The organism is Metabacillus sp. 84, assembly GCF_050107715.1.
Classification (GTDB): Bacteria; Bacillota; Bacilli; order Bacillales; family Bacillaceae; genus Metabacillus_B.
Map to the genome: position 1 here is coordinate 1 of NZ_JBNILN010000005.1, position 21,382 is coordinate 21,382.

20 protein-coding genes and 1 pseudogene are annotated in these 21,382 nt (G+C 45.1%); 14 read left to right on the plus strand and 7 right to left on the minus strand.

The window, feature by feature from the left end:
• The 7 genes and pseudogenes from ACQCV8_RS10595 to ACQCV8_RS10625 all read left to right on the plus strand — a co-directional run.
• Nucleotides 1–537 (plus strand): annotated as a pseudogene (locus ACQCV8_RS10595) (hypothetical protein); the annotation flags it as partial.
• A gap of 505 nt (nt 538–1,042) precedes the next feature.
• The gene (locus ACQCV8_RS10600; protein WP_426844899.1) at nt 1,043–1,522 is read left to right on the plus strand and encodes a hypothetical protein; all 480 of its coding nucleotides are present in this window, start codon (nt 1,043–1,045) and stop codon (nt 1,520–1,522) included.
• Nucleotides 1,523–1,698: 176 nt separating this feature from the next.
• On the plus strand, nt 1,699–3,453 hold the full coding sequence (locus ACQCV8_RS10605; RefSeq protein ID WP_426844601.1) for a hypothetical protein: 1,755 nt from the start codon (nt 1,699–1,701) through the stop codon (nt 3,451–3,453).
• Nucleotides 3,443–4,147, plus strand: a complete 705-nt coding sequence (locus ACQCV8_RS10610) for an ABC transporter ATP-binding protein (RefSeq protein WP_426844602.1) — start codon at nt 3,443–3,445, stop codon at nt 4,145–4,147. The genes ACQCV8_RS10605 and ACQCV8_RS10610 overlap by 11 nt, the downstream gene beginning before the upstream one ends.
• The gene (locus ACQCV8_RS10615) at nt 4,134–5,327 is read left to right on the plus strand and encodes an ABC transporter permease (RefSeq protein WP_426844603.1); all 1,194 of its coding nucleotides are present in this window, start codon (nt 4,134–4,136) and stop codon (nt 5,325–5,327) included. Before ACQCV8_RS10610 ends, ACQCV8_RS10615 begins: the two co-directional genes overlap by 14 nt.
• Nucleotides 5,324–6,382, plus strand: coding sequence for a hypothetical protein (locus ACQCV8_RS10620; RefSeq protein WP_426844604.1), 1,059 nt, complete (start codon nt 5,324–5,326; stop codon nt 6,380–6,382). The genes ACQCV8_RS10615 and ACQCV8_RS10620 overlap by 4 nt, the downstream gene beginning before the upstream one ends.
• 20 nt (nt 6,383–6,402) lie before the next feature.
• The gene (locus ACQCV8_RS10625; protein ID WP_426844605.1) at nt 6,403–6,951 is read left to right on the plus strand and encodes a DUF4825 domain-containing protein; all 549 of its coding nucleotides are present in this window, start codon (nt 6,403–6,405) and stop codon (nt 6,949–6,951) included.
• 53 nt (nt 6,952–7,004) lie between these two features.
• Here ACQCV8_RS10625 and ACQCV8_RS10630 read toward each other — a convergent pair whose 3' ends face one another.
• Nucleotides 7,005–7,982: a ring-cleaving dioxygenase gene (locus ACQCV8_RS10630; protein ID WP_426844606.1), complete on the minus strand. Its 978-nt coding sequence runs from the start codon at nt 7,980–7,982 to the stop codon at nt 7,005–7,007.
• A gap of 100 nt (nt 7,983–8,082) precedes the next feature.
• Nucleotides 8,083–8,703, minus strand: a complete 621-nt coding sequence (locus ACQCV8_RS10635; RefSeq protein WP_426844607.1) for a hypothetical protein — start codon at nt 8,701–8,703, stop codon at nt 8,083–8,085.
• A 209-nt stretch (nt 8,704–8,912) separates the two neighbouring features.
• Here ACQCV8_RS10635 and ACQCV8_RS10640 point away from each other — a divergent pair, with 209 nt between their 5' ends.
• The 4 genes from ACQCV8_RS10640 to ACQCV8_RS10655 all read left to right on the plus strand — a co-directional run bounded on the left by ACQCV8_RS10640 (nt 8,913) and on the right by ACQCV8_RS10655 (nt 12,781).
• A complete protein-coding gene (locus ACQCV8_RS10640) occupies nt 8,913–9,335 on the plus strand; it encodes a YfmQ family protein (RefSeq protein WP_426844608.1) in 423 nt (140 codons plus the stop codon).
• Between the two features lie 239 nt (nt 9,336–9,574).
• Nucleotides 9,575–9,898: a nucleoside triphosphate pyrophosphohydrolase gene (locus ACQCV8_RS10645; protein WP_426844609.1), complete on the plus strand. Its 324-nt coding sequence runs from the start codon at nt 9,575–9,577 to the stop codon at nt 9,896–9,898.
• On the plus strand, nt 9,899–12,334 hold the full coding sequence (locus tag ACQCV8_RS10650) for a DEAD/DEAH box helicase family protein (protein ID WP_426844610.1): 2,436 nt from the start codon (nt 9,899–9,901) through the stop codon (nt 12,332–12,334). It begins immediately after the preceding gene.
• Between the two features lie 189 nt (nt 12,335–12,523).
• On the plus strand, nt 12,524–12,781 hold the full coding sequence (locus ACQCV8_RS10655) for a hypothetical protein (RefSeq protein ID WP_426844611.1): 258 nt from the start codon (nt 12,524–12,526) through the stop codon (nt 12,779–12,781).
• An 18-nt stretch (nt 12,782–12,799) separates the two neighbouring features.
• Here ACQCV8_RS10655 and ACQCV8_RS10660 read toward each other — a convergent pair whose 3' ends face one another.
• Nucleotides 12,800–13,618 carry a class I SAM-dependent methyltransferase gene (locus tag ACQCV8_RS10660; RefSeq protein ID WP_426844612.1) on the minus strand — a complete coding sequence of 273 codons (819 nt, stop codon included), beginning with the start codon at nt 13,616–13,618 and terminating at the stop codon, nt 12,800–12,802.
• A gap of 317 nt (nt 13,619–13,935) precedes the next feature.
• Here ACQCV8_RS10660 and ACQCV8_RS10665 point away from each other — a divergent pair, with 317 nt between their 5' ends.
• The 3 genes from ACQCV8_RS10665 (at nt 13,936) to ACQCV8_RS10675 (ending at nt 15,876) form a co-directional block, all read left to right on the plus strand.
• Entirely contained in the window at nt 13,936–14,403 is a 468-nt protein-coding gene (locus ACQCV8_RS10665; RefSeq protein ID WP_426844613.1) for an RDD family protein, read from the plus strand.
• 101 nt (nt 14,404–14,504) lie between these two features.
• Nucleotides 14,505–15,533, plus strand: coding sequence for an ion channel (locus tag ACQCV8_RS10670; protein WP_426844614.1), 1,029 nt, complete (start codon nt 14,505–14,507; stop codon nt 15,531–15,533).
• A complete protein-coding gene (locus ACQCV8_RS10675; RefSeq protein WP_426844615.1) occupies nt 15,523–15,876 on the plus strand; it encodes a hypothetical protein in 354 nt (117 codons plus the stop codon). The genes ACQCV8_RS10670 and ACQCV8_RS10675 overlap by 11 nt, the downstream gene beginning before the upstream one ends.
• Nucleotides 15,877–15,918: 42 nt before the next feature.
• On the opposite strand, the gene ACQCV8_RS10680 is transcribed toward ACQCV8_RS10675, so the two are convergent.
• From ACQCV8_RS10680 to ACQCV8_RS10695, 4 genes are all read right to left on the minus strand, one after another.
• The gene (locus tag ACQCV8_RS10680) at nt 15,919–16,473 is read right to left on the minus strand and encodes a PilZ domain-containing protein (protein WP_426844616.1); all 555 of its coding nucleotides are present in this window, start codon (nt 16,471–16,473) and stop codon (nt 15,919–15,921) included.
• A 10-nt stretch (nt 16,474–16,483) separates the two neighbouring features.
• A complete protein-coding gene (locus ACQCV8_RS10685) occupies nt 16,484–18,055 on the minus strand; it encodes a GAF domain-containing protein (RefSeq protein WP_426844617.1) in 1,572 nt (523 codons plus the stop codon).
• A gap of 12 nt (nt 18,056–18,067) precedes the next feature.
• On the minus strand, nt 18,068–19,639 hold the full coding sequence (locus tag ACQCV8_RS10690; RefSeq protein WP_426844618.1) for a DUF342 domain-containing protein: 1,572 nt from the start codon (nt 19,637–19,639) through the stop codon (nt 18,068–18,070).
• A 208-nt stretch (nt 19,640–19,847) separates the two neighbouring features.
• Complete coding sequence (locus ACQCV8_RS10695; RefSeq protein ID WP_426844619.1) at nt 19,848–21,308, minus strand: protein adenylyltransferase SelO; 1,461 nt, start codon at nt 21,306–21,308, stop codon at nt 19,848–19,850.
• Between the last annotated feature and the right edge of the window lie 74 nt (nt 21,309–21,382).

Below are 21,382 nucleotides of genomic sequence, written 5' to 3' on the forward strand. Positions count from 1 at the left end.
AAAAGAACAAAACATTTCGGATACTTGAAGCACCACAAACCTTACGGTTTTCAGTGGTACTCCGTATCCGACCTCACTTTCATCCCACACCTGAAGGAATGGGCTTTCCCGTTCGGAAAATCTGTAAATGGGAACCAGATCTTTAAGGACGCCGTTATTGTGTCAACAGGTAAAACACGGGACAAAATAGCAGAATCGTTCAGCCTGAAGACCAACGAGGAACAAAAAACCAGTTTGGAAGCTTATATCCAGCAAACGGAAAAGCGCATCGAAACGGAAAAGGACAGACAGCTTCTCCATGATCTGACAATGGATGCTGCTGTCAAACGCATGCTAAAAGGTGCGATGGATATTCTCGAGCCTTCCCTGCCAACCATGATGATAGAGGACCGGCTTGTCCTGGAGTGCAGCGAGCGGAAGGTTGAGCTTCATTGCTTTGGGGGAGGCCATACAGACAGCGATCTCTTCATGTACCTCCCTGAAGAAAAGGTGCTGTTTGCAGGGGACCTCGTTCTCGTGATTCCAAATACTGGATGATGAAATATAACAGTAATGTCATACTAGTACAGCTAGAAATCATTCCTCAGGTAAAGCAGAAGAGCCCTCCTCAACGGAAGGCTCTTTTTATGAGCTGTAAAGTTAAATTTAGGGGGAGTTTTGCACGATTAATTTTTATTCAAGATGTATCGAAATACTCTGTATTTCTTAATATCCAGTCTTATATTCAGAGATTTATTCTATGTTTATGCTTTGTAAATAGTCTATCAGAAACCGCTCTTATTGAATTTTCATTTCAAGGCTTAACACTTCGTTTACATGTCTTTTCCTGCCTCTACCCTATTTCCCCTTTTTAAAAAAATCTTTTTCGATCTGAGTACCAAACGTCCCCCTTAGTCGACTTTAATCTTTCTTTTTTGACAATATACGACAATATTTTCCCTTGGCTGAGACAGCTATTAAAAACTATGGGAAAATAACTGGAAAATTGATGCTATACTTCAAATTGGTTACAGCGAATCAAATAGGAGGAACTAAATTGAAGATGAAGAAAAAGGTTAGTGCATTTATTGGTACATTAGCAGTGGCAGGAGCCCTTACATTCGGCGGAGGAACGAGTGCAAGTGCCTATTCAGATTCCACAACTGAGCCTATTCCTCAATTGTCCGGAAACAGTATTCAATCAAATGCATGGATGAGCAACACTGCTTTCTATCAAAAGCAAAGCTATCAAGTAAGTGCTAAATTTCTTGGTACGAATCCTCCAAACGCTGATTGGGTAAAAACTGCATGGACGATTAAAGCTAACGGTCTGGGAGTTTCAATCGGAGGTATCAGCGGCGGTACTTCTAATGGGAGCACGCTAACCGGAACATGGACAAACAGCAATACATGGATTTCTGACTATGCAGGCTCTTATTCCATCTCAGGTGTTCCAATCAGCGGCGGCACTGACAATACGGCCTCTTTCCTTGCTAAAGGAGTAAAACGTTCAGCGTCCGCTTCTATTTTCCGATTCTATTAAAAAATGTATAGAACATAGATGCAAAGCAGCATGCATGTTCTATACATAATCCCGTACAACTCAATCTAATCTGACTAAACTAAAACACTGATGAGCTGTAACCATATGAAAGTGAATACAACCCACATTGTATTCACTTTCTATTATAACCAATATACCCGGTAGGAGGAAAAATAATGCGGTATAAATGGACGATATTGTTAATATTTTCTCTTGCGGCTATAAGCCTATCCATCTATTTTTCCCTATTTGGGTCGAATATAGAAGGAAAAGATGTAAAAATAGACAAGGAATTATTTACAGAATTACAGGAACAGCAGCTTGAGAGCTCACTCAGAATGATGAAGAGCTGGGGAGACGAAAATCTTTATTCACCTTCCAATGCGATGGAGGGTTCAAAAGATGAGTACGTTTCTTATTATGCCTATCAAACCGCTGATCTTCTAGGTGAAAATCCACATGAGCCCTATTGCCGTACTGTTATTGAATTCCTTAAAAACGATTCCTTTGCAGATGAGGAGGATCAGTTAATCTTTACAGGAATTGAAAGAGTCTACCGGGCAGATCAATCATTGTCCCTTTGCAGTTACGAAGCAAGCCAGTCGAAAGCCTACATGGAGAAGCACGTTCAGCACTTATTGGACACAACGTATATTCCAGATGGATATTTTATATCAAATGAATTCAAAGAATACCGGGACAAGCCCGGCTACGAATTAGTAAAAGTACAGCAAACAAGAATGATGCTAAATATGGCCTCCAAATATGGATTTATGGAAGCACTTGACCAAAAGGCGATCCGCTCATGGGTGAAAAGCCTTGAACTTAACGAACTTCAAACTTTGGAAGCCGCAGCTGAAATGAATCAAATCATGGGGATTGAAACTGCACGAAAGATTCCTTCAGCTGATATCGATAAACTGATTCATAAAAGGACATACGATTTCAATGATTTAATGGATTTAAACAGCCTTGCCGCTCTTCAGAAGCTTCAGCCTGAACTGCTTCAGCCTGATGAGATGGCTGAAATAGCTGAGAAAGTAAAAAAGCAATTCTATGGGCTATCGGACATTCAGAGCGAATATTTAAAGATGAACCTCCTTCATCAGTTCCATTCTCTTCCTGATCCGCAGCACAAGGATATGATTTTAAAAGATTTATCCGTTTACAGGTATGAGGATGGGATGCTGCCGTCATTCAGCACCTATGACAACCAGTTCAGTCCTGTATTAATTGGGAAGGTATCCGAGGAGTATGCGGGAAGATCCAATCCTGCTCATGATGAAGCGATCCTGAAACGGGTGCTTGCTGCAGATATAGATGAACTGATGAAACAGGATCCTTTTGAAGTTTACAGCTTTGTGTCGCTCCTTTCCAAGACGGGCGGAAAGCTTCCCGATGAAAAAAAAGAAGCGCTGAACGCTGCCCTTTTGAAGAAAATGGAGATGCCAATTGTCCGTTCGAGTATGATGGGGTTCACTTTTTATGCAAAAGCTCTTAAACAGCTGAACGGCAGCATCACCAAAGAGATGCTCCCGCCAAATACAGAGGCCATTTTAAATGAAATTATTCAAAAGCAAGCGAGCTATTTCGGGGAAAAGGACCAGGTTTCCTCCCTTGCATTTTTAGAGACGCTAAGCAGCATCGGGCTGTATACAGATCAGGTAAGAAAAGCAAAGCCCTTTGCCGATCAGGTGAAAACGGACCCCGACTCTGAAATCGGTGCCTATCTCATCTATTATAAAGCAGCTCTTATGCACAATTCAGGCATGCCTTACGATCAAAATAAAACAGGACGGAACATCTCGCAATTATATAAACGGACAGGCTATGCGCTTAACAGCAGCAAGTCGTTTCCGGATATCTACTCAACCTATTTTTTAATGGCGATTAACCACAATTTAACGGAGGACTTCCACCATGAATCATAAGCCTTTATTAAGACTGGAGGATGTAGGAAAATGCTACAAAAGCAAAGAATCATCGCTCCGCATTCTTCAAAACATCCATCTGACTGTGAGAGCGGGTGAATTGAATGTGATTATGGGCCCGTCAGGCTCCGGGAAAAGCACACTGCTGAATCTGATGGGACTGCTCGATGATCCAACTGAAGGAACCATCCATCTCGATTCACAGCCTGCAGCACAATTGACTGAGAAAGAGAAATCCCGACTGCGCTCCAAAACAATTGGTTTTGTGTTTCAGGACTTCAACCTGTTTCCTAACCTCTCTGCCCTTGAAAATGTGACGATGCCATTATTGATCCATAAAGACATCAGCGTTCAGGCGAGAGATAAAAAAGCGAAGGAACTTTTGGAACTTGTCGGTCTAACCCACCGGATGGAGCATATGCCGAGCTCCTTATCCGGTGGAGAAAAACAAAGAGTTTCCATAGCCCGGGCGCTTGCCGCTAATCCTAAAATGCTTCTTGCGGATGAACCTACCGGAAACGTAGATGATGAAAACGAAGAAAAAATCATCGAATTGTTCAAAAAGCTCTCCTCATCCGGAGTCGCCTTAATTGTTGTCACTCACAACTCCATTTACAAGCAGCATGCAGATCGCTTTTATACGATGCAAAAAGGAACATTATTGGAGGGAGAGCAAAAATATGAGGCTAAGTGACTACCTGAAATTGGGGGGCAAAAATTTCAAAAGAAATGGATTCAAAACAGCTGCGCCGATTGTCATTATTACAATGGGGATCATCGTTTTTAATGTGGTGGCGGGATTTTTCTCCGGGATCACAAGCAGCATGAACGAGACGGTTATGGAAAATGACAGCCTGAAATTCATTGAAGTCGTCTCTACCCCTGACAAAGCACTTAAGCAAGAAGACTTCAATGAACTGAAGCAAATCGATGGGGTCAGCACGTCCTTCCCCAAAGTCCAGGCATTTGTAGGTCTTGAATACGGAAAAAACAAAATCACCACAAATCTGATTGGAGTCGATGGTCCCGCCCTCTCTTACATGACAGCAGGGAAAGCAAATTCGATAAAAGACGGAGACATCGTCCTGAATTCAGCACTGGCTGATGACCTCAAGCAGGGAGACGAAGTGAATGTCAGCTACACCGTTAAAGTCAAAGAGGGAGAAGGCGTACGTGAATCGACCAAAGGAACGATTCAATCGCTGTACGATCAATTTTACATAACAAATTTTCCAGATGATCTTTCTCTTGCCACCATTGATTATGTAGAAAATTTGAATGCGCAATTTGAAGGACTTACATTGGAGCAGTACCGCAGCGGCTTAACCTATGACTTTGGGACAGTCGTCGTACAAAATGTAGAGGATGTAACGCCAGTCGCCCGGCAAATCGAAGAACTGGGATTGGATACCATTTACTCGCTTAAGTCCTCCCAGTCAATTCCAATGGTCGCTCAGATCATTATGTCAATCGGCGGGGTCATCATTGTACTGCTCTTGATTTTTTCGGGCATCAGCATTGCCTCCATCATTGGCCAATCCCTTCGCGGACGCTATAAGGAAATTGGCATTATGAGAGCCGTCGGCTATGAGAAATCCCATCTTATTAAACTGTTTTCCGTCGAGGTCCTTTTTATATCAGTCCTGTCCTTTGCAGCCTCTATTATATTAAGCTTTCTTATTATCAGCGGGCTGGAATACTTCCTTAACCAGTCGGAAGCCATTGACTACACGTTTACGATTGATATGACCATTCAGCAAGTGCTGCTCAGTCTCATATTAATTCTTGCAGTAAGTTTTCTGGCAAGCTTCCGTCCGATTGTGAAAGCATCATCTGCAACGATTACTGATATTATTAGAGGGAATGCATCATGAAGAAAAAAACAGCCCTGCTCATCGTCCTGCTGCTTATGGCAGCTGGAGGCGGATACTTCATTTTCACTCAATCGAGTGCCGAAACAAGTACGAAAATTGAAGATAATGAAGGAAATTCCATCAGCTATCTGTCTGAAAAATACGGGAAATCCGTATTGAATACCTTTAATTTTGACAAGCAAAAAATAACGAAAAGCTTTAAACTGAATCAAGATCAAGATCTTTATGCTGTTTCCTATTACCATCCCATCGAGAAGAAAACGCTGATTATGAATCAGCAGTCCGAACCTTACGGCTATCAAGTTTACATGCAAAACCCAACTGGTATTCAAAAACTCGGATTCTTGGAAAACAGCATACAGGAGGCTCTCTATACAGATGAATTTGCCTATGTCCTTGTTTATTCAAGGGATGCTGGACAAAGCGTAAAATTGAATCAGTATAAGCTTGATAATTGGGAAAAACCTGTTCAGACTTGGGAAATACCTGGCTCTCCTAAACGGATGCTCGCCAATCACGAAAGCGGTAAGATATTCATTCTTACAGCAGAAGCCGGAACGGCCATGCATACTTTAGACGAAAAATCTGGAGAACTAACCAGTAAAGTGATAGCGGAGGATCCATATGACCTGAACGCATCCGTAATCGATGGGAAGCTTTGGATCCTTCCCAGAGAAAAGCTTGATTCATCCGGGATGAAAAGCAAGAACAACCAAGCCGTACGGTCCGTCATGCAGCTGGACACAGAAACAGGGGAAACTCTCCAAACCGCTAAGACTAAGCATCCTCCCAAATTCATGGCGCAGGATTCAAATTACACCTATATTATTTCAGGGACTCCCAACTCCTCTTATCTGGAGCTGTACGAACACAAAAACATGAACAAGCGAATCGGCACAGTGAAACTCAAAGCCGATGCCATCAATGGATTTGTTTCGACTGAATCCGGTAATTTTCTTTTCACGAACAAGGGAGTGTTTAAAGCAGAGGGCACAAAGGTGCAATCTGCAGCAGATGAAGAGATTTCCCCTAAAACAGACCTGCGTATTCATTAGAGAAGGAAAGGATGAACACCATGAAAAAACCATTGATCGCAGCATTCTTATCAGCAGCCCTCCTCACAGGCTGCAGCACCGATGCCGGCATTAAAACCATCAAGGATGTAAAGATGGATGAATTAAGTTCGCTGAAGAATACATCAGCAGGAAGCAATTCAGATGTCACCTCCATCATCAGCTCCCTTCCTGGAGGGGAAAGCTACAAGGAAGTGGCGATCAACGGGACTTCCATAGGCACAACATATGGCATTAAAGATGGCTCTACTTTGACTGAAGAACAGTTTTCCGATTACTGGCTAAATGATGACGCAATAAAGAGAAACTTCCTTTATAATGCTGCCTCCATCTTTACTCTCATTCCAAACGCAGACAAAGCAGCCTTTACTGTGGAATCTGAGATGAACCAATCGTTTTCCATCTCAAGAGACCAAATGGAAAAAGAGCTGCCCCATTCGTTTGATGAGTATGCCAATGATCAGGAAATGTGGAAAAAAGAATTAACAGAATTTGTGAACTCAGAGGAAAAAAGAACAGCGTTTTTTGAAAAATATCCAATTAGCGAATAAACGGTTAAAAAGGAACCCTGCTCATAAGCCGGGTTCCTTCTATTATGAAGACATTATTCCTTTACGAACTCCTTCGTACTCCTGACCGTATCGATTGGCCGGACCAGCCCTTCAATCTCTGCTCGCTTCGGTTCGAGGAATGGGGGAAGAGATAATTTTTCGCCAAGCGTTTCATATGGTTCGTCCCCCATGAATCCAGGTCCGTCGGTCGCGAATTCAAAGAGAATCTGTGGAGCGACTCTTGCATAAAGGGATTCGAAGAAATGGCGGTTCACATAGCCGGAGTTCGGAAGACGGAAGCTTGAAAGCCTGTCTGTCCATTCATCCAGGACGGTGCGGTCTTCCACCCGGAATGCTGCATGGTGAACCGTACCGAAGCCTTGTACTGCTTCTGGAAGATCCGGGTTTTCCTCAACGATGACCTGAGCTCCGTTTCCGCCCTTTCCGACTTCAAACAGGTGGAATGACTCTTCCTGTGCCACTTCTTTAAATAGAAGAACTTTTTCAAGCATTTGTTTAAAAAAGTCAAACTGTGCAATCCGGACGAAAATCGGTCCGAGTCCGGTGATTGCATACTCCAGTGGAATCGGCCCCTTTTGCCACGGTGTACCAGATTCGATTCCTTCGTTATTCTCATCGGAAATGAGCTGATACTTTTGATCATCAAAATCAGCAAATGAGAGCGTCTTTTTCCCGAATTGCTCCGTAATCCCCTCGTGCTTCACGTCCAGCCGGTCAAAACGCTTCACCCAATAGTCAAGCGCCGCATCCGTTGGCACACGAAACGATGTTTTGGAGATTTCGTTCGTTCCGTGCACACCCTTCCGAATACCCGGGAAATCAAAGAACGTCATATCCGTTCCCGCACTACCTTTATCATCTGCGAAAAACAGATGGTACGTCTGGATGTCATCCTGGTTTACTGTCTTTTTGATCAATCTCATTCCAAGTACATATGTGAAAAACTCATAGTTCTTTTCAGCACTGCTTGTAATAGCCGTAACGTGGTGAATCCCTTTTAGATGGTTCATGATTTACAGCTCCTTTTATTTATCTTGAATTCAAGATAAATTTATCATGAATCTAAACGCACGTCAACAGACTAGCATAAGAGGCAGCAAATCAGCCCTTTTACATACTCTTATTTTTACTCAATAGTTTTCCATCTTGAAATTCAAGAAAAATATTGCGCGATTCTTCTTCACTTTTGTAAACATATATAGTCCCCTTGAATTCTCCCTCCGCTCCTCCACTCTGCTGAGTTATGACTCCTTCACCGCCAAGAATCTCTGTCGTCTCTTCATAGGTCATGCCAATATTCACCTGATTTAGCTTGGCTTCCGTTGCAGTTACTTCAGGATCTGGCTGAATAGTAAATTCTTGAAGATTATCCAGCTTGTCATCAATGAACCCCCCCTGGACGAAACCAAAACCCTCTGAATCTCTCCACGTGTAAATTTCAATCTCTGTTGCCGTACCTTTTTCCCCTTTTGACCCCATGATGTCAGCTATTTCCTCATAACTCATGCCGGCTTTTAACTGAAGAAACTTGTCCAGTGTAGCGGCACCCTCCTCATTCCCGGCCTTAGCTGCATCCTTATTTTCGCTTTCCTGATTCTTCTCTTCCTTAGGCGCTGTTTCTTCCGCGCCGGCAGACTCGGAGCTCTTCCCGCCTTCACTCTCTCCACAGCCCGCTAAAACTGCCATTCCGAGTACAGTTGCTGATACCCATCCTAATTTGCCGAAATTCATCGTATCTCTCCCTTTTCTAACATTTAAGTAAAATAATAACAACAAATTTTCTTTTTCCACAGATTAACTAAACATAAACCAGAATGGATAAACAAATCAGTTCTTCCCAGCACGAAAAGGTTCATCTAATCGACAAACCTTATCGAGCTGCTCTGTGGTACGATAATCATTGTAATCAACCATTTTACAGCACTGGAGATGAATGAAGGATGACGACCGGATTTATCATTTTGCTGATTATCCTCGCCGGCCTTAAAGTTGTGTTAGCCAGTCCTCCCACCTTTGTCGTAGAATGGATGCTCAGCAAATTCGCCATGCATCCGAAGCTGGAAGAACCCGCTACTACTGTAACCTTTGACGGAAAACACCTCGAAGGCCATGATAAAGCTCAATTTATTGATCAGTTTAACGAAGCCATCTATTACGATCAGTATGAAGAACTCCCTTCCAACGACGGAAAGCCCCTGATCATTGACACGAAAAAGGGGAAAAAGGATGTCAGACTGTTCGTCTACATTTACAACGACCGAATCGATGTCATTAAACAATATAAACAGAAAACAGCCGCATACAGCCTGCTATCTGACAGTCTTCAGGAGCGTTCAATGATGATGGCCAAAGAAATTGGGTAAAAAAGACCGTCACGGAGACGGTCTTTTTTTATTGGATGATGGAACCATTGCAGCTGTTGAAGCTCACTCTGTCATTCTTATTACACTCTGTTTCCCAGCAAAACTAACCCTATAAATACCTGAGAACCATAAAATATAGCAATAACCAGATAGGTTAAAAAATTTCTGTAAGAGGCTATTGAAAGCGAGCGTTCAATTAATGGTAAAATAAGAGAAACGATACGAACGGAGGAACCCTGATGCCCATTTACAACAAACTCGTACGCGACAACATACCGCATATCATTGAAGCAACCGGCAAATCCTTTGAAACCCGCATTTTAGAGAACGATGAATACGTTAACGAATTGAAGAAAAAGAGCTTTGAAGAACTCGATGAATACATGACTGCGGAAACGAATGCAGAAGCAGTTGAAGAGCTCGCCGATCTCATGGAAATCATCAAGGCGTTTGCAGAGGTGCACGGCTCAAGCCTGGCCGAAGTAGAAAAGATCCGTCAGGAAAAAGCTGAGAAGCGCGGAGGGTTTGAGGAGAAGGTTTTTTTGGTTCGGGTAGAGGATTAGATGCAGATATCCTTATATACAGAGAAGCTGCTGATTCCAGTTCTTGACCGGATTCAGCAGTCCAGCACGATTTATATTCTGACGGCCTTTGCGATGAAATCAGGAGTATCTTTGCTTAAGTCCGCTTTGGCAGAAGCTGCTGAACGGGGTGCAGATATCAAGCTTCTGACCGGAGACTACTTATATGTTACACAGCCGGATGCGTTAAAAGAATTGGCTTCCATTCATGAAAAAATTGAAGTCCGGCTATGGCGGAGCAGTGGAATCAGCTTTCATCCGAAGGCTTATTTATTTGAGTCAAAAGCGCAGGGCCATTCGATTATCGGCTCTTCCAATCTATCAAGATCCGCTTTAACGAATGGAGTGGAATGGAGTGTCGGCATCTTTGAAAATGAGGAAAAGCTTCTATTTGAAGAAGCAAGCCGAAAATTTATTGATCTGTTTCAAGCTGAAAACACCATTGCGGTTAACCTGGAAACCGCCAAACGGTACGAGGATGAATACATAGATTTTCACCAGCAGCATCCGAACTTAGCCAGAACCTGGACGAAGCAGGAAGAGCAGGAGCTCATGCTTCCAGGGGAAGAGAAGCCTGATCCCGATTCTATGGTGCTGGAAACACAGGAAAACTATTCCGTCCTAGCCCCCCGCTTCGCTCAGATTGAAGCACTTGAACAGCTGCACAGTACAGTGGAGGACGGCTATAAAAAAGCCATGGTCGTTATGGCAACCGGACTGGGGAAAACCTACCTGGCCGGGTTCTTTGCTCAAAATTTTGGGAAGGTTCTTTTTATTGCCCATTTAGAAGAAATCCTTCATCAGTCGGCAGAATCCTTTTTAAACGTCATGCCTGACAAAACCGCCGGCATTTATAACGGGCGCCAAAAAAATCCCGATGCGGATCTGCTGTTTGCTTCCATTCAAACGTTAAGCATGAAACGCCATTTAGAAGTATTCGATCCAGAGGAATTCGACTTAATCGTAGTCGATGAATTCCATCATGCGGCGGCTGCCTCTTATCAGAAGGTGCTGGATTATTTCAAGCCTTCCTTCTTGCTCGGTGTGACAGCTACACCTGACCGAGCCGATAACCGGGATGTTTACGCCTTATGTGAAGGAAATGTCGCCTACAAAATCGATTTTCTTGAAGCCATTCAAAGAACATGGCTCTCCCCCTTTCAGTATTATGGGGTATATGATGAAACAGACTACTCGAAGCTGACATGGCGAGGCACAAAATATGACCAGGAAGAGCTGATGGCCGTTCAGCTGAAGACGGAGCAGGCAGCCCATATTTTGCAGTCATGGAAAACCTACAGGAAAACCAGAACACTCGTCTTTTGCTCCTCCATCCGCCAGGCTGATTTCCTGTCTTCATATTTTGCAGACAATGGCTATCGGACGGTGTCTCTTCACTCCAGGCAAAAGCAAGTCAATCGGAAGGACGCCGCCCAAGCGTTAGCTGATGGTGAACTCGATGCCATATTTACAGTGGATCTTTTCAATGAAGGCGTTGATATCCCAGCCGTGGATACCCTTCTATTCGTAAGACCTACCGAGTCTCTCACCATCTTTACTCAGCAAATCGGCCGTGGCTTGAGGCTGCATCCTGAAAAGGATCACTGTGTCATCATCGACCTCATCGGAAATTACCGGAATGCCGATATTAAGCTGAGCCTGTTTGACACACGTCCTTCAACAGAGAAAAAGGAAAAAATCATAGAGCCGGTTGTCCCTTTATCCTGCTCCGTTGACCTGGATATGCAAGTGATTAATCTGCTGAAAGAATTAACAAAAAAAAGACAGCCACGCAAGGAACAGCTCCTAAACAACTACCAGATGGTGAAAGAAGAGCTGGGCAGAAGACCCTCATATTTGGAGCTTCACTTATATGGAGAGCTTTCGGCTCAAGACTATAAATCCGAGTTTAAAACGCTTTTCAGCTTTCTAAACTGGGCAAATGAACTGACTGCCGCTGAACAGGAGGTATTTCTCCAGCATGAAAATTGGCTGCAGGAAGCAGAGGGCACCGGAATGAGCAAAAGCTATAAAATGATTGTCCTGCTGGCAATGCTGGAACGGGGAATGGATGATTGGTATAAACCGGTAACAGCCCTTGAAATTGCTCAATTCTTCCATACATATCTCATGTCTAAGGAGTATCGAAAGAGAATAGATTTTTCGGATGGGCAAAGCACGAAGCTGTGGGATTACAATCAGCAGAAGACAGCGGGACTAATTGAGCGGATGCCGATGACAAAATGGAGCGGAAGTTCTAAAGGACTTGCAGTATTCAACGAGGGGGAATTCTTCTTTCTTATAAACCCGGATAGCAGTGAAAAAGAAACCCTTTATTCCTGGACGAGGGAAATTTGTGAGTATCGGCTTCATCAGTATTTTGAGAGAAGGACTGCCTTAACCTTTACAGTGAGCTGAAAGTCAAATTCTCACCCCAGCACAAATTCAATTTAAAACTATTAACACATTCCCGCTCTTATTAACGTGTTAAATAGTTTCCCAATCCCAAAAGAAAGGTATAAGTAACATATCAACCCAAAAAGTCAGCACCACTACCCATCAGCCATCTTTCCCTATTACACAGGACACTTCAGGAGGTCATGAACCATGCTGACTGTACAGCTCACTGTTTTTGCCGTGATTCTAGCTATTTTGCTCCTGGCTGCGATCTTTCTTTCGAAAAGGTTAGGGATCAGCAAGGAGATTGTTTTGTTTGGATATTTGATTTTTCTTTTTATTGGTCTCTTGGTTCTGAATTTGCTTCAGGCCGGACCGCTCGTTCTGATTGTGCTGCCGATTCTGCTTACGGCACTTTCGATAGGCGGATTAGTTCGGGCCATTATTAAAACGAAATACGAGGGATGAAAAGGTCAAAGCAATGCCTCATTGCTTTGACCTTTTTTCCGCCTCCTTCATTCCGAGAATTAAATTGAGGCCGATGTGTTCCTGAAATTCGTTTTTCTCGTTTAGCTTTTGCAGCGCACGATGCAGATCTTTTTCGAATGCTCCTTTGAATTCATTCACGTATACTGGTCTGCCGCAGGATGTTGAGTAGAGGTTGCCTATGATGGATTCTATACTCCACTTAACTGTGTGGACGGGCAGGTGGATGACTTCTGTTTGGAATGGTGATTGGTTCATTCTCTCCTCATAGCTGATCGGTGGATGTGCGTATACCGTGTTTCCCGCTTTCCGCTCTTCCCCGTACCATTTCTTCACAATTCGCTCTGTTTCTTCCTGCCAAGGTTCAAGCTGCTGCCCGGGATGATAGGCGTCGATGATCGCTACTCCCCCGCCGGGAGCAATGGCTTCGTAAAGTTGGCCAAGGACCGTCTGCTGGTCCATCCAATGGAAGGCTTTGGCGATCATCACGAGGCGGATCGAATCATGAGAGAGGCTTCTTACATAGTCTTCTGCCCTTCCTCCTATCCATTCACAGTGGCCGATTCTAGCATCCTCGCTTCTGCGCTTCGCTTCTATCAGCATTTCTTCCTCCGGATCAATCCCGGTGATCCGTTCAAACCAATCTGCAAATCGGAGTGTGAGCTGACCGGTGCCGCAGCCGAGGTCCAGCAGCCGGCCGGTCCCATCAAGAGAGTACCGGTTTACAAGGAAGCGGACTAATTCAGGAGGATAGACGGGGCGGTATTTGGCATAATAGGATGCTGTGCCTTTGAACAGGTCTTTTCCATAGTTTTTCACGATAGGGTTTCCTCCCTGAGCATAAGAAAGCATCAGCCTTTTTAGTAGATAGCAGCTGATGCTTCTGTGGTTAGGTATAGTTTACTTTTTTAAGAAAGAATACGTAAAGCATCGTGTTGATTTTTTTACTCTTGTTGATTGGAGTGGAAGGCGTGGGACTCCGGGCTCGCCCTCTAGCTGCAATCAACATCTACGTTTTGTAAAAGAGAACACCTTTTACTTATTTGGACTCAATTGTAATAAATTGGTTTATTCATCATCCGAAAGTGGTAAGGAATCAGAGGCAATAAGACTTAATTTATTGGAGGGAACGGTGTATGTACGCAGGATTTTGGCAGCGGGCGGGTGCCTATTTGCTAGATGGAATTGTTGGTAATCTCATTATCTTCGTTTTTCTATTTTTTATGGCCGGGGTGGACTTGCTGGTCCGTTCTACTGGAATGGATGAGAGCGTGAGGCAGTTTGTCATCGGGTCAATCAGTTTCGTTGTTTATCTTTCTTCTAATTGGCTGTACTACGCTGTGATGGAATCATCGGGAACGCAGGCCACGCTTGGAAAGATGGCTGTCGGAATCGTCGTAACGGACCAGGAGTATAAGCGCATCTCTTTTGGGAGGGCTACTGTCAGGTACTTTGCCTCCCTGTTGTCTATCCTCATTTTCTTCATCGGCTTCATTATTGCAGGCTTTACGGAAAAGAAACAGGCGCTTCATGATTTCCTAGCCGGCACCTATGTTTTGAAAAAGGAAGCCGGTCAGGCGGCAGACAGGCCAGCAGCTTCTTAAGCTATCCAGACTTCGCCTTTGCTGAAGTCTCTTTTTTTCTCTGTAAGATTCACCTAAAAACCTTTATGATAAAGGAGAGATTATCTAAAAGGAGAAAATGCATGATCTTATTTAGAAAACTGTATGTAAAAGCAATGAAGGTCAAATTCCTCACCCTCCTTGCGGTAACGCTCTTATTCCTGATTATCAACACCTGGATCATGAGGGTCCTTGAACCGGAGACATTTGAGAGCAATCTTCACGCTGCCTGGTGGCTGATGACAACGATGACAACGGTAGGCTACGGGGATGTATCCCCTGTTACCGCAGCTGGACGGGTGTGGACGATGCTCGTCATCTATCCGTTCGGGATCGGCATTTTCGGAATCGTAATTGGCATGATCGTCGATTCGTTTTCTAAGCATAAACAAATGAAGGAAGAGGGAAGGCTTATGTATCGGGGACAGCACCACTATGTTTTGATCGGCTGGACACAAAAGTCTAGGGAAGCAGCGAAGGAATTGATGCTGGAGGAGCCGGAAGCGGATCTCGTTTTGATTGACGAGCTTGAAAAGTCACCTATGACTCACGAACGGTTCCATTACATACAGGGAAGTGCCACAGACACGGCCATCCTGGATCAGGCCGGGGCTGCCCGGGCAAAGGCAGTTCTCATCTTTGCCCCTGCCCATGTGGAGGATATGGATCTTGCCGATGGCAGGACACTTCTGATTGCTTCAAGCATTGAGGAGTATGATACAGGTACGGAATCCAATATTTATACGATTGCCGAAATTCTCAATAAACAGCACGTGAAAATGTTTAAGCATGTTAGCGTAGATGAATTCATCCTTTCTGAACATGCCGCCTCCCATCTGATGGCAAGGTCCGCCCGTCATCATGGAACGAGCACGATTTTCGGCAAGCTATTGAACAACGGCCGGGGCGGGGAAGAGCTTCATGAAGTTTCCGCTCTTCCGGAATGGAAAACCTATCGCGACGCGTTTGAAAGCCTAAAGGATAAAAATGCGCTGCTGCTGTCGGATCAGGAGCATATCAACGTGCTGCAAAAGCTTGATCACCCGCTCGCTCCCGGCACAAAGCTGTATGTCGTATGCGATAAAGAGAGCAGGAAACGGATTGGACAATAGGCGGACGCGTTTTGCCATTAAAGCGGGATGGCTTGGATTAACAGGTCTTGTTAACATTTTGGCGGGCTTCCTCTTTCTTTATCTATCCATTCTTTGGATGATCACCTTTATGTATGCCGCAGAGGCATTCGGCTGGACGCTCGACCCGACGCTCGATGAAGGACTGCTCCTTCCTTGCCTTATGCTTTCCGGGACGGCAATCATCTTTTATTTTCCGGCGTTGATTATGGGCAACAGGCATTTGCGGAGTAAAGGGAAGCTCGGAAAACCGTATGATGTGCTGTATTTTGTGATGATGTTTGCGATTGGAATCGGTCTCGCCCTGAAAGAACGCGGATTTTAACAAAGATGGAAAGAGAGGAAAGCGGCTGTTTCCCTCTCTTTGTTATCCATTTTCGTTCAGCTGCTCATTGATTATATATTTTCGTAACAGAAATAGGTTTTCCTTGCTGAGAAATTGGATTTGAGAGCCGCACCGGTAAAGGCTGGACGGCAGCGTCATCGTGTTCTGAATGGAGATCCGGGCATGGATGACTTCTTCTCCGGCGAAGATTTGCAAGGAATAGGCTTCATTCATAGTCAGCGGGCGGGTCGAGATGAACCCGAACCCGTTGAAGCTGAGATCGATGATTGTCACTTTGCGTTCCGGTCCGGCTTCTGAAGTGATTACTCCATTCAGCTGGCACGGATGCCTGTAAAACCTTCTGCGCTCATTCGGTGCTTTCCGTTCCTGAAGCGGCAGGTAAAGGTACAGGTTGAATTCCTCCTGTTTAAGGACATAGGCGTGAAAGGATTGCTGATTGTATTTGCATGTCAGCTTGTCCCCCAGGCTGATTCCGGTCTTATCCTTAACGACCACATTCATCAGCTCGCCTTTAATTTCATGAAGGCCTGCGGTGAGGGTCCTGTGGTCTTTTGTCACGATTGTAATATATTCCATTGAGTTCCCCTTATTTTCCTCCATTTAACACCCTCTGGGAATCCAGATCCTCCAGTGTATCTCTGCGGTCCATGTGGTAGATTAGCGGTGTGATATTCCTCGTGATGGTGTCAATCAAGACAATTTCTTCTTCCTTCAGATTCTCGGTCGTTTCGGTGACAACCAGGTAACCATAAGGAGTATGCTCCCATGTAAGCCCAAAATCCCCCGTGCTCCACTGAATGGGAGAAACGACCACCCCTGATGATTCTCCCAAAATTGCTCGAAAGCGTTCATCAGGAAAATAATAGGATAGGCGGTCCGATTTAAAATCATAGTGGGTTTCGTCCTTCAGCTTTTCCTGCATGGCTTCATCAAATGAAAAGGATTCTCCCGCCATGCCGGATCCAATGGACGCAGCCACCTTGTACGCTTCCCCATTCTTAAAGGCGAAAAAAGCTTTTTTTATCCCGAATCCCAATTCCAGCGTAGTCAGGGAAAGGTTCAAAAGCTCCTCCCTTGTCCGGCATGAATTGATTGTCCTGATCAGCCGGTTATACATTTGAAGGACGCCAAGCTTTGCTTCCGCCTCCTTCTTCTGCTTTTCCTGTTTCTCAAAAAGCTGGGCGTTGCTGAGGGCAATGTACGTAGAGGAAGCCAGGGTTTCAATGAGTTCGATTGTGCCTCCGTCGTAGGTGGACTGCTGGCGGGAGTCGCTCAGCGTTACGAGGCCGATCAGCTTTTCCTTCTGAATGAGAATAACATAGTGTGTTTCAAGCTCTTGAAGTGCAGAAGCGTTCATGAACGCCCGCTCTGCCCAATTATCTTCTTCCTTTAAATGAATGACCGTCCGGCCAGAAAAGCATTCCGGATCGCTGATCTCCAACTCAGCATATAAATTCTGGAAGGAATGGACATTGCGATACCCTTTTATTTTTATTTTTTTGGAGAGAGGGTCATAAATTCCAAAACTCGTGACCCGGCTTCCTGAAATTTCACTGAACACATCGGTGGCCATTTCATACAGCTTTTGGACATTCAGCTCAGAGAGGAGCGCCTTGATGCTTTGATTTAAAACAAAAAGATTAAAGATTTTCCGGTCCAGCTGGGAATTCACTTCCTGAAAGTCAAGGAAACGCTGGTTGTTTTCAAGGGATGAATTCACAAGGCTCATCATGATTGTCGAGCTGATCTGATCATCCTTCGTCATCTCCCCCATCGACTTTCCATCTGTCACAATAAACCCGGCAAGAACGGTGTCATTGATCAGGGGGATTACGTAATGAGCAGAGAAATCCTGAATAAAGCAGTCTGGAAAATAATCCTTCAGCTGCTCGGCTGCAAGCGGCCTGCCATGATAGAGAGGAAGCTCATCAAGCTTTTCGGAAGCCGGAAAAGTATAGTCCGTAAACCCGTAGATTCTCGTATGCACAAGGCTAAAATGGTTGTTTTCCCTTTGAAACAGGGCGGACCGGTTTAAAGTCAAAAGTTCATTGGCAAAATCAAAAGCAAATTTAAGCAGCGAATGAACGTCATATCTCTGTGTAAAAACCTCTATTGCCTGAAGTAAAATTTCATATCGATATGATTTTTCAAAGCTCATCACAAATGCTCCTTATTCATATTTCAATTCCCGTCCGGTAACATAAAAGGTTCCTCTCGTTAAAGACTCCACTTTTTTCTTCATGTTTTTGATCTCGATGTACGTTTCCGGATAGGCGCTGCGGCAAATGGAAATTTCCCCGTCCCCCTTAATTTTCAGCATCTTCATCAATGTTTCCCGGTGCTGATCGTGTGTGGAGATCTCTTTCAGCTTTTCATCATAAGCTTTCTTCAAATTTTGAAGATGGGCCTGCTGCCGGTCATTCAAATTCAAGGAAAAGCTTTCATACACATCTATGTGGCGCTGAATCTCTTCGATCATCTGGACCGACTGCTTGTATTCTGTCAGCAGCGCGACATAGTCCTCCTGCAGGCGGATGCGGTCAAACCCCTCTACTTGAATAATCGTTTTGAGCTCAATTTTATTTCCGATTTCATTCGCAAAGACCCGGCCTTTCGCTTCGATCACCCCGCCGAAGATTTTCCCCTTATGCTCTTCTGTAATAACGTTTTTAGCGATAAGCCGGCTGCCTTTAGAATAGAATCCAATGTGAATGTCCTCCCCTGCTTCCAAGGTGCATTCATTGGCATGCTTAACGAAAATGGTTTTTGCGGCTCTGATGATTCCTTTTCCGAACACACCGCCCTTGATAAAGATATCGCCGTTTAGGGATTCAATCCGTTCCACCTCACGAACCCCCATTTCTGAAAGAATCGCGATATCGACACCTGCCTTAACTGAAAACCCCTCATGCACGGTCCCGTTAACCGTCACAGAACCATCGAATTCAATATTGCCGGTGGCGATCCCTACATCCCCATCGATCCGTAAATGATTGGCGACAGAAATTTTGCCGGCGGCAGACGATACTATACCTCGGATTGCGGCTCTTAAGATGAACCGGCCGTCTTCCTCTGCCACCCTGACCGTCTTCTGGTCGTACAGAAGTTTCTTATCCTTTCCCTTCTTTGCCTTCAGAACTTCACCTAGAACGTTCACTCCATCCGTCCCGTCAGTAGGGGGAATTTTTTCTCCCAGCCATTCTCCCTGCTCGACTTCATCGATAAAATTCAGATGATAAAAATCCGCTTTGCCTGTTTCCTGTATCGTCGGTTTCCTTTCAGAAAGCTCATAATAGCGGACGGATGCGTCTCTTCCGTGGACCGGCGCGATCCCCTTTGCAGCTTCCACCCACTGCATCGGAACAAGGCCGTCCTGAATGGCATTCAAATTCAGCCCTTCTGTAATACCTGCCTGATTTAACGTTTCCAGTGCCTTTTCAGCCAAGTCTGTTTTCAATTGATCAAACTCTGCCGGCGTTGCGAGCACTTTAAGGCTCGCCGTCATTTTATCCTTGCTGATTAAATGGGTAACGAGCGGGAGATATACCCCAATATTTACAGGCTGATTCACAGCTTCAGCGATTGCTTTCTTAAGGTTTTGGAAGGATGTAATGGAGACTCGGGGGAATTGGTCGAGTATTTTGTTGACATCAGAAAGGAGAAAGCCCTTCTGAAACGCACAGAGACTGACCGTCCCTTTTTCTTCTTCCAGCTTGAAAAAGTCATTTTCTATAAGAATCATAAGCACTCCTCTTTCTGTACTTTTTCCGTTAACATTAATAGGTAAAAAGACTTAAATAGTCCGTTTTTTTATTTTAATATACCATTAAATCATGTTAAAAGTCCTGTTTTTACATAACTTTAATATTCATAATGAGACTTTTGACTCACTTCCATTTAATGCAAAAAGGCCAGCCGCACATTGGACGGCTGACCTTTAAACACCCCTTTTACGTACCGCAGTACGTCCGGTAATCACATCCGGACGGTCCAGGTGGCTTCGTGTATTCTTCCTGGTCTGCTGAGTAGGCATAGGGCTCGGATAGGATGGCAAGAAGCTGCTCCACCAAACTGAAATCCCCTTTTCCAGCTGCCTCCAGTGCTTCTTCCACACGATGGTTCCGCGGGATCACCGCAGGGTTGCTTTGGCGCATAAGCTCTCTTGCAGATTTAATGGATGCCTCCTGCTTTTCGAGACGCTCCTGCCAGCGCCCCCTCCAATCTGAAAACTCATCGGATTGAAAGAGCTCTTGCCCATCAAGCTGATCGATGGTTAAGGACCGAAACGTGTTCGTGTAGTCGGCTTCATGCTTTTCCATCAAGCTGAGGAGGTCTTGAAGAAGCGCCTCATCCTCTTTTTCTTCATGGACCAATCCGACCTTGGCTCTCATTCCTTCAAGCCACTGCTTCCGATACAACTCGGGATAGCGGGAAATGGTCTCCTGGGCGAGCTTGACCGCTTCCTCCTGGTCTTCATGAAGGAGCGGCAGCAGGCTTTCAGCAAAACGGGCCAGGTTCCAGCCTCCGATACCCGGCTGATTCCCGTAAGCATAGCGCCCCTGTACATCAATGGAGCTAAAGACCGTTTCACGCTTATAGGTATCCATGAACGCGCACGGTCCATAATCGATCGTTTCCCCGCTGATGGTCATGTTGTCGGTGTTCATCACCCCGTGGATAAATCCGGCTAGCTGCCATTTTGCAATGAGCGCAGCCTGACGCTTAATGACCTCTTCAAGGAAAGAAAGATAACGCTGTTCCCCGTTCTCTTCTATCTCGGGGTAATGCCGCTCAATTGCGTAATCAGCAAGTGCCTGGAGGTTCTCCGCCGCAGTCCAATTCGCTGCATACTGGAACGTCCCGACGCGCAAATGGCTGGCCGCAACCCGGGTCAGAACCGCTCCCGGCAGCGCCGTTTCACGGATCGTTGCTTCCCCGGTTGCCGCTACTGCCAGACTGCGGGTCGTTGGAATACCGAGTCCGTGCATCGCTTCACTGATGATGTATTCACGCAGCATCGGTCCAAGCGCCGCCCGGCCGTCGCCCCTCCGTGAATACGGTGTCGGACCTGAACCCTTCAGCTGGATATCCACCCGTTCACCGCCAGGCGTGATCTGCTCGCCGATCAGCAGCGCCCGTCCGTCCCCAAGCATTGTGAACTGGCCAAATTGATGGCCTGCATAAGCCTGGGCGAGAGGAACGGCTCCATCCGGAAAAGTGTTCCCCGTAAAAATAGCGGCTCCCGCTTCGGTTTGAAGCTCCTGAACATCCAAACCCAGCTCTTTGGCGAGAGGCTCATTAAACATCACCAGCGCCGGGTCATCCGCAGGATCCGCCTCCATCGTTGAGAAAAATGGGGCCGGCAGACGGGAATAGCTGTTTTCTAAGTTCCAACCTGAATTGTGTGCCATTGAATCTCCCTTTCTTACTTAAATTCATCTCGCTTCGAAATAAGTTTCTGCTTTAGTGTCTTCATTATACCTTT

Bases quoted from the DNA above. Each gene is read 5' to 3' on its own strand.
- ACQCV8_RS10600 (WP_426844899.1), top strand. From the start codon at position 1,043: ATGAAGAAAAAGGTTAGTGCATTTATTGGTACATTAGCAGTGGCAGGA.
- ACQCV8_RS10605 (WP_426844601.1), top strand. From the start codon at position 1,699: ATGCGGTATAAATGGACGATATTGTTAATATTTTCTCTTGCGGCTATA.
- ACQCV8_RS10610 (WP_426844602.1), top strand. From the start codon at position 3,443: ATGAATCATAAGCCTTTATTAAGACTGGAGGATGTAGGAAAATGCTAC.
- ACQCV8_RS10615 (WP_426844603.1), top strand. From the start codon at position 4,134: ATGAGGCTAAGTGACTACCTGAAATTGGGGGGCAAAAATTTCAAAAGA.
- ACQCV8_RS10620 (WP_426844604.1), top strand. From the start codon at position 5,324: ATGAAGAAAAAAACAGCCCTGCTCATCGTCCTGCTGCTTATGGCAGCT.
- ACQCV8_RS10625 (WP_426844605.1), top strand. From the start codon at position 6,403: ATGAAAAAACCATTGATCGCAGCATTCTTATCAGCAGCCCTCCTCACA.
- ACQCV8_RS10630 (WP_426844606.1), bottom strand. From the start codon at position 7,982: ATGAACCATCTAAAAGGGATTCACCACGTTACGGCTATTACAAGCAGT.
- ACQCV8_RS10635 (WP_426844607.1), bottom strand. From the start codon at position 8,703: ATGAATTTCGGCAAATTAGGATGGGTATCAGCAACTGTACTCGGAATG.
- ACQCV8_RS10640 (WP_426844608.1), top strand. From the start codon at position 8,913: ATGACGACCGGATTTATCATTTTGCTGATTATCCTCGCCGGCCTTAAA.
- ACQCV8_RS10645 (WP_426844609.1), top strand. From the start codon at position 9,575: ATGCCCATTTACAACAAACTCGTACGCGACAACATACCGCATATCATT.
- ACQCV8_RS10650 (WP_426844610.1), top strand. From the start codon at position 9,899: ATGCAGATATCCTTATATACAGAGAAGCTGCTGATTCCAGTTCTTGAC.
- ACQCV8_RS10655 (WP_426844611.1), top strand. From the start codon at position 12,524: ATGCTGACTGTACAGCTCACTGTTTTTGCCGTGATTCTAGCTATTTTG.
- ACQCV8_RS10665 (WP_426844613.1), top strand. From the start codon at position 13,936: ATGTACGCAGGATTTTGGCAGCGGGCGGGTGCCTATTTGCTAGATGGA.
- ACQCV8_RS10670 (WP_426844614.1), top strand. From the start codon at position 14,505: ATGATCTTATTTAGAAAACTGTATGTAAAAGCAATGAAGGTCAAATTC.
- ACQCV8_RS10680 (WP_426844616.1), bottom strand. From the start codon at position 16,473: ATGGAATATATTACAATCGTGACAAAAGACCACAGGACCCTCACCGCA.
- ACQCV8_RS10685 (WP_426844617.1), bottom strand. From the start codon at position 18,055: ATGAGCTTTGAAAAATCATATCGATATGAAATTTTACTTCAGGCAATA.
- ACQCV8_RS10690 (WP_426844618.1), bottom strand. From the start codon at position 19,639: ATGATTCTTATAGAAAATGACTTTTTCAAGCTGGAAGAAGAAAAAGGG.
- ACQCV8_RS10695 (WP_426844619.1), bottom strand. From the start codon at position 21,308: ATGGCACACAATTCAGGTTGGAACTTAGAAAACAGCTATTCCCGTCTG.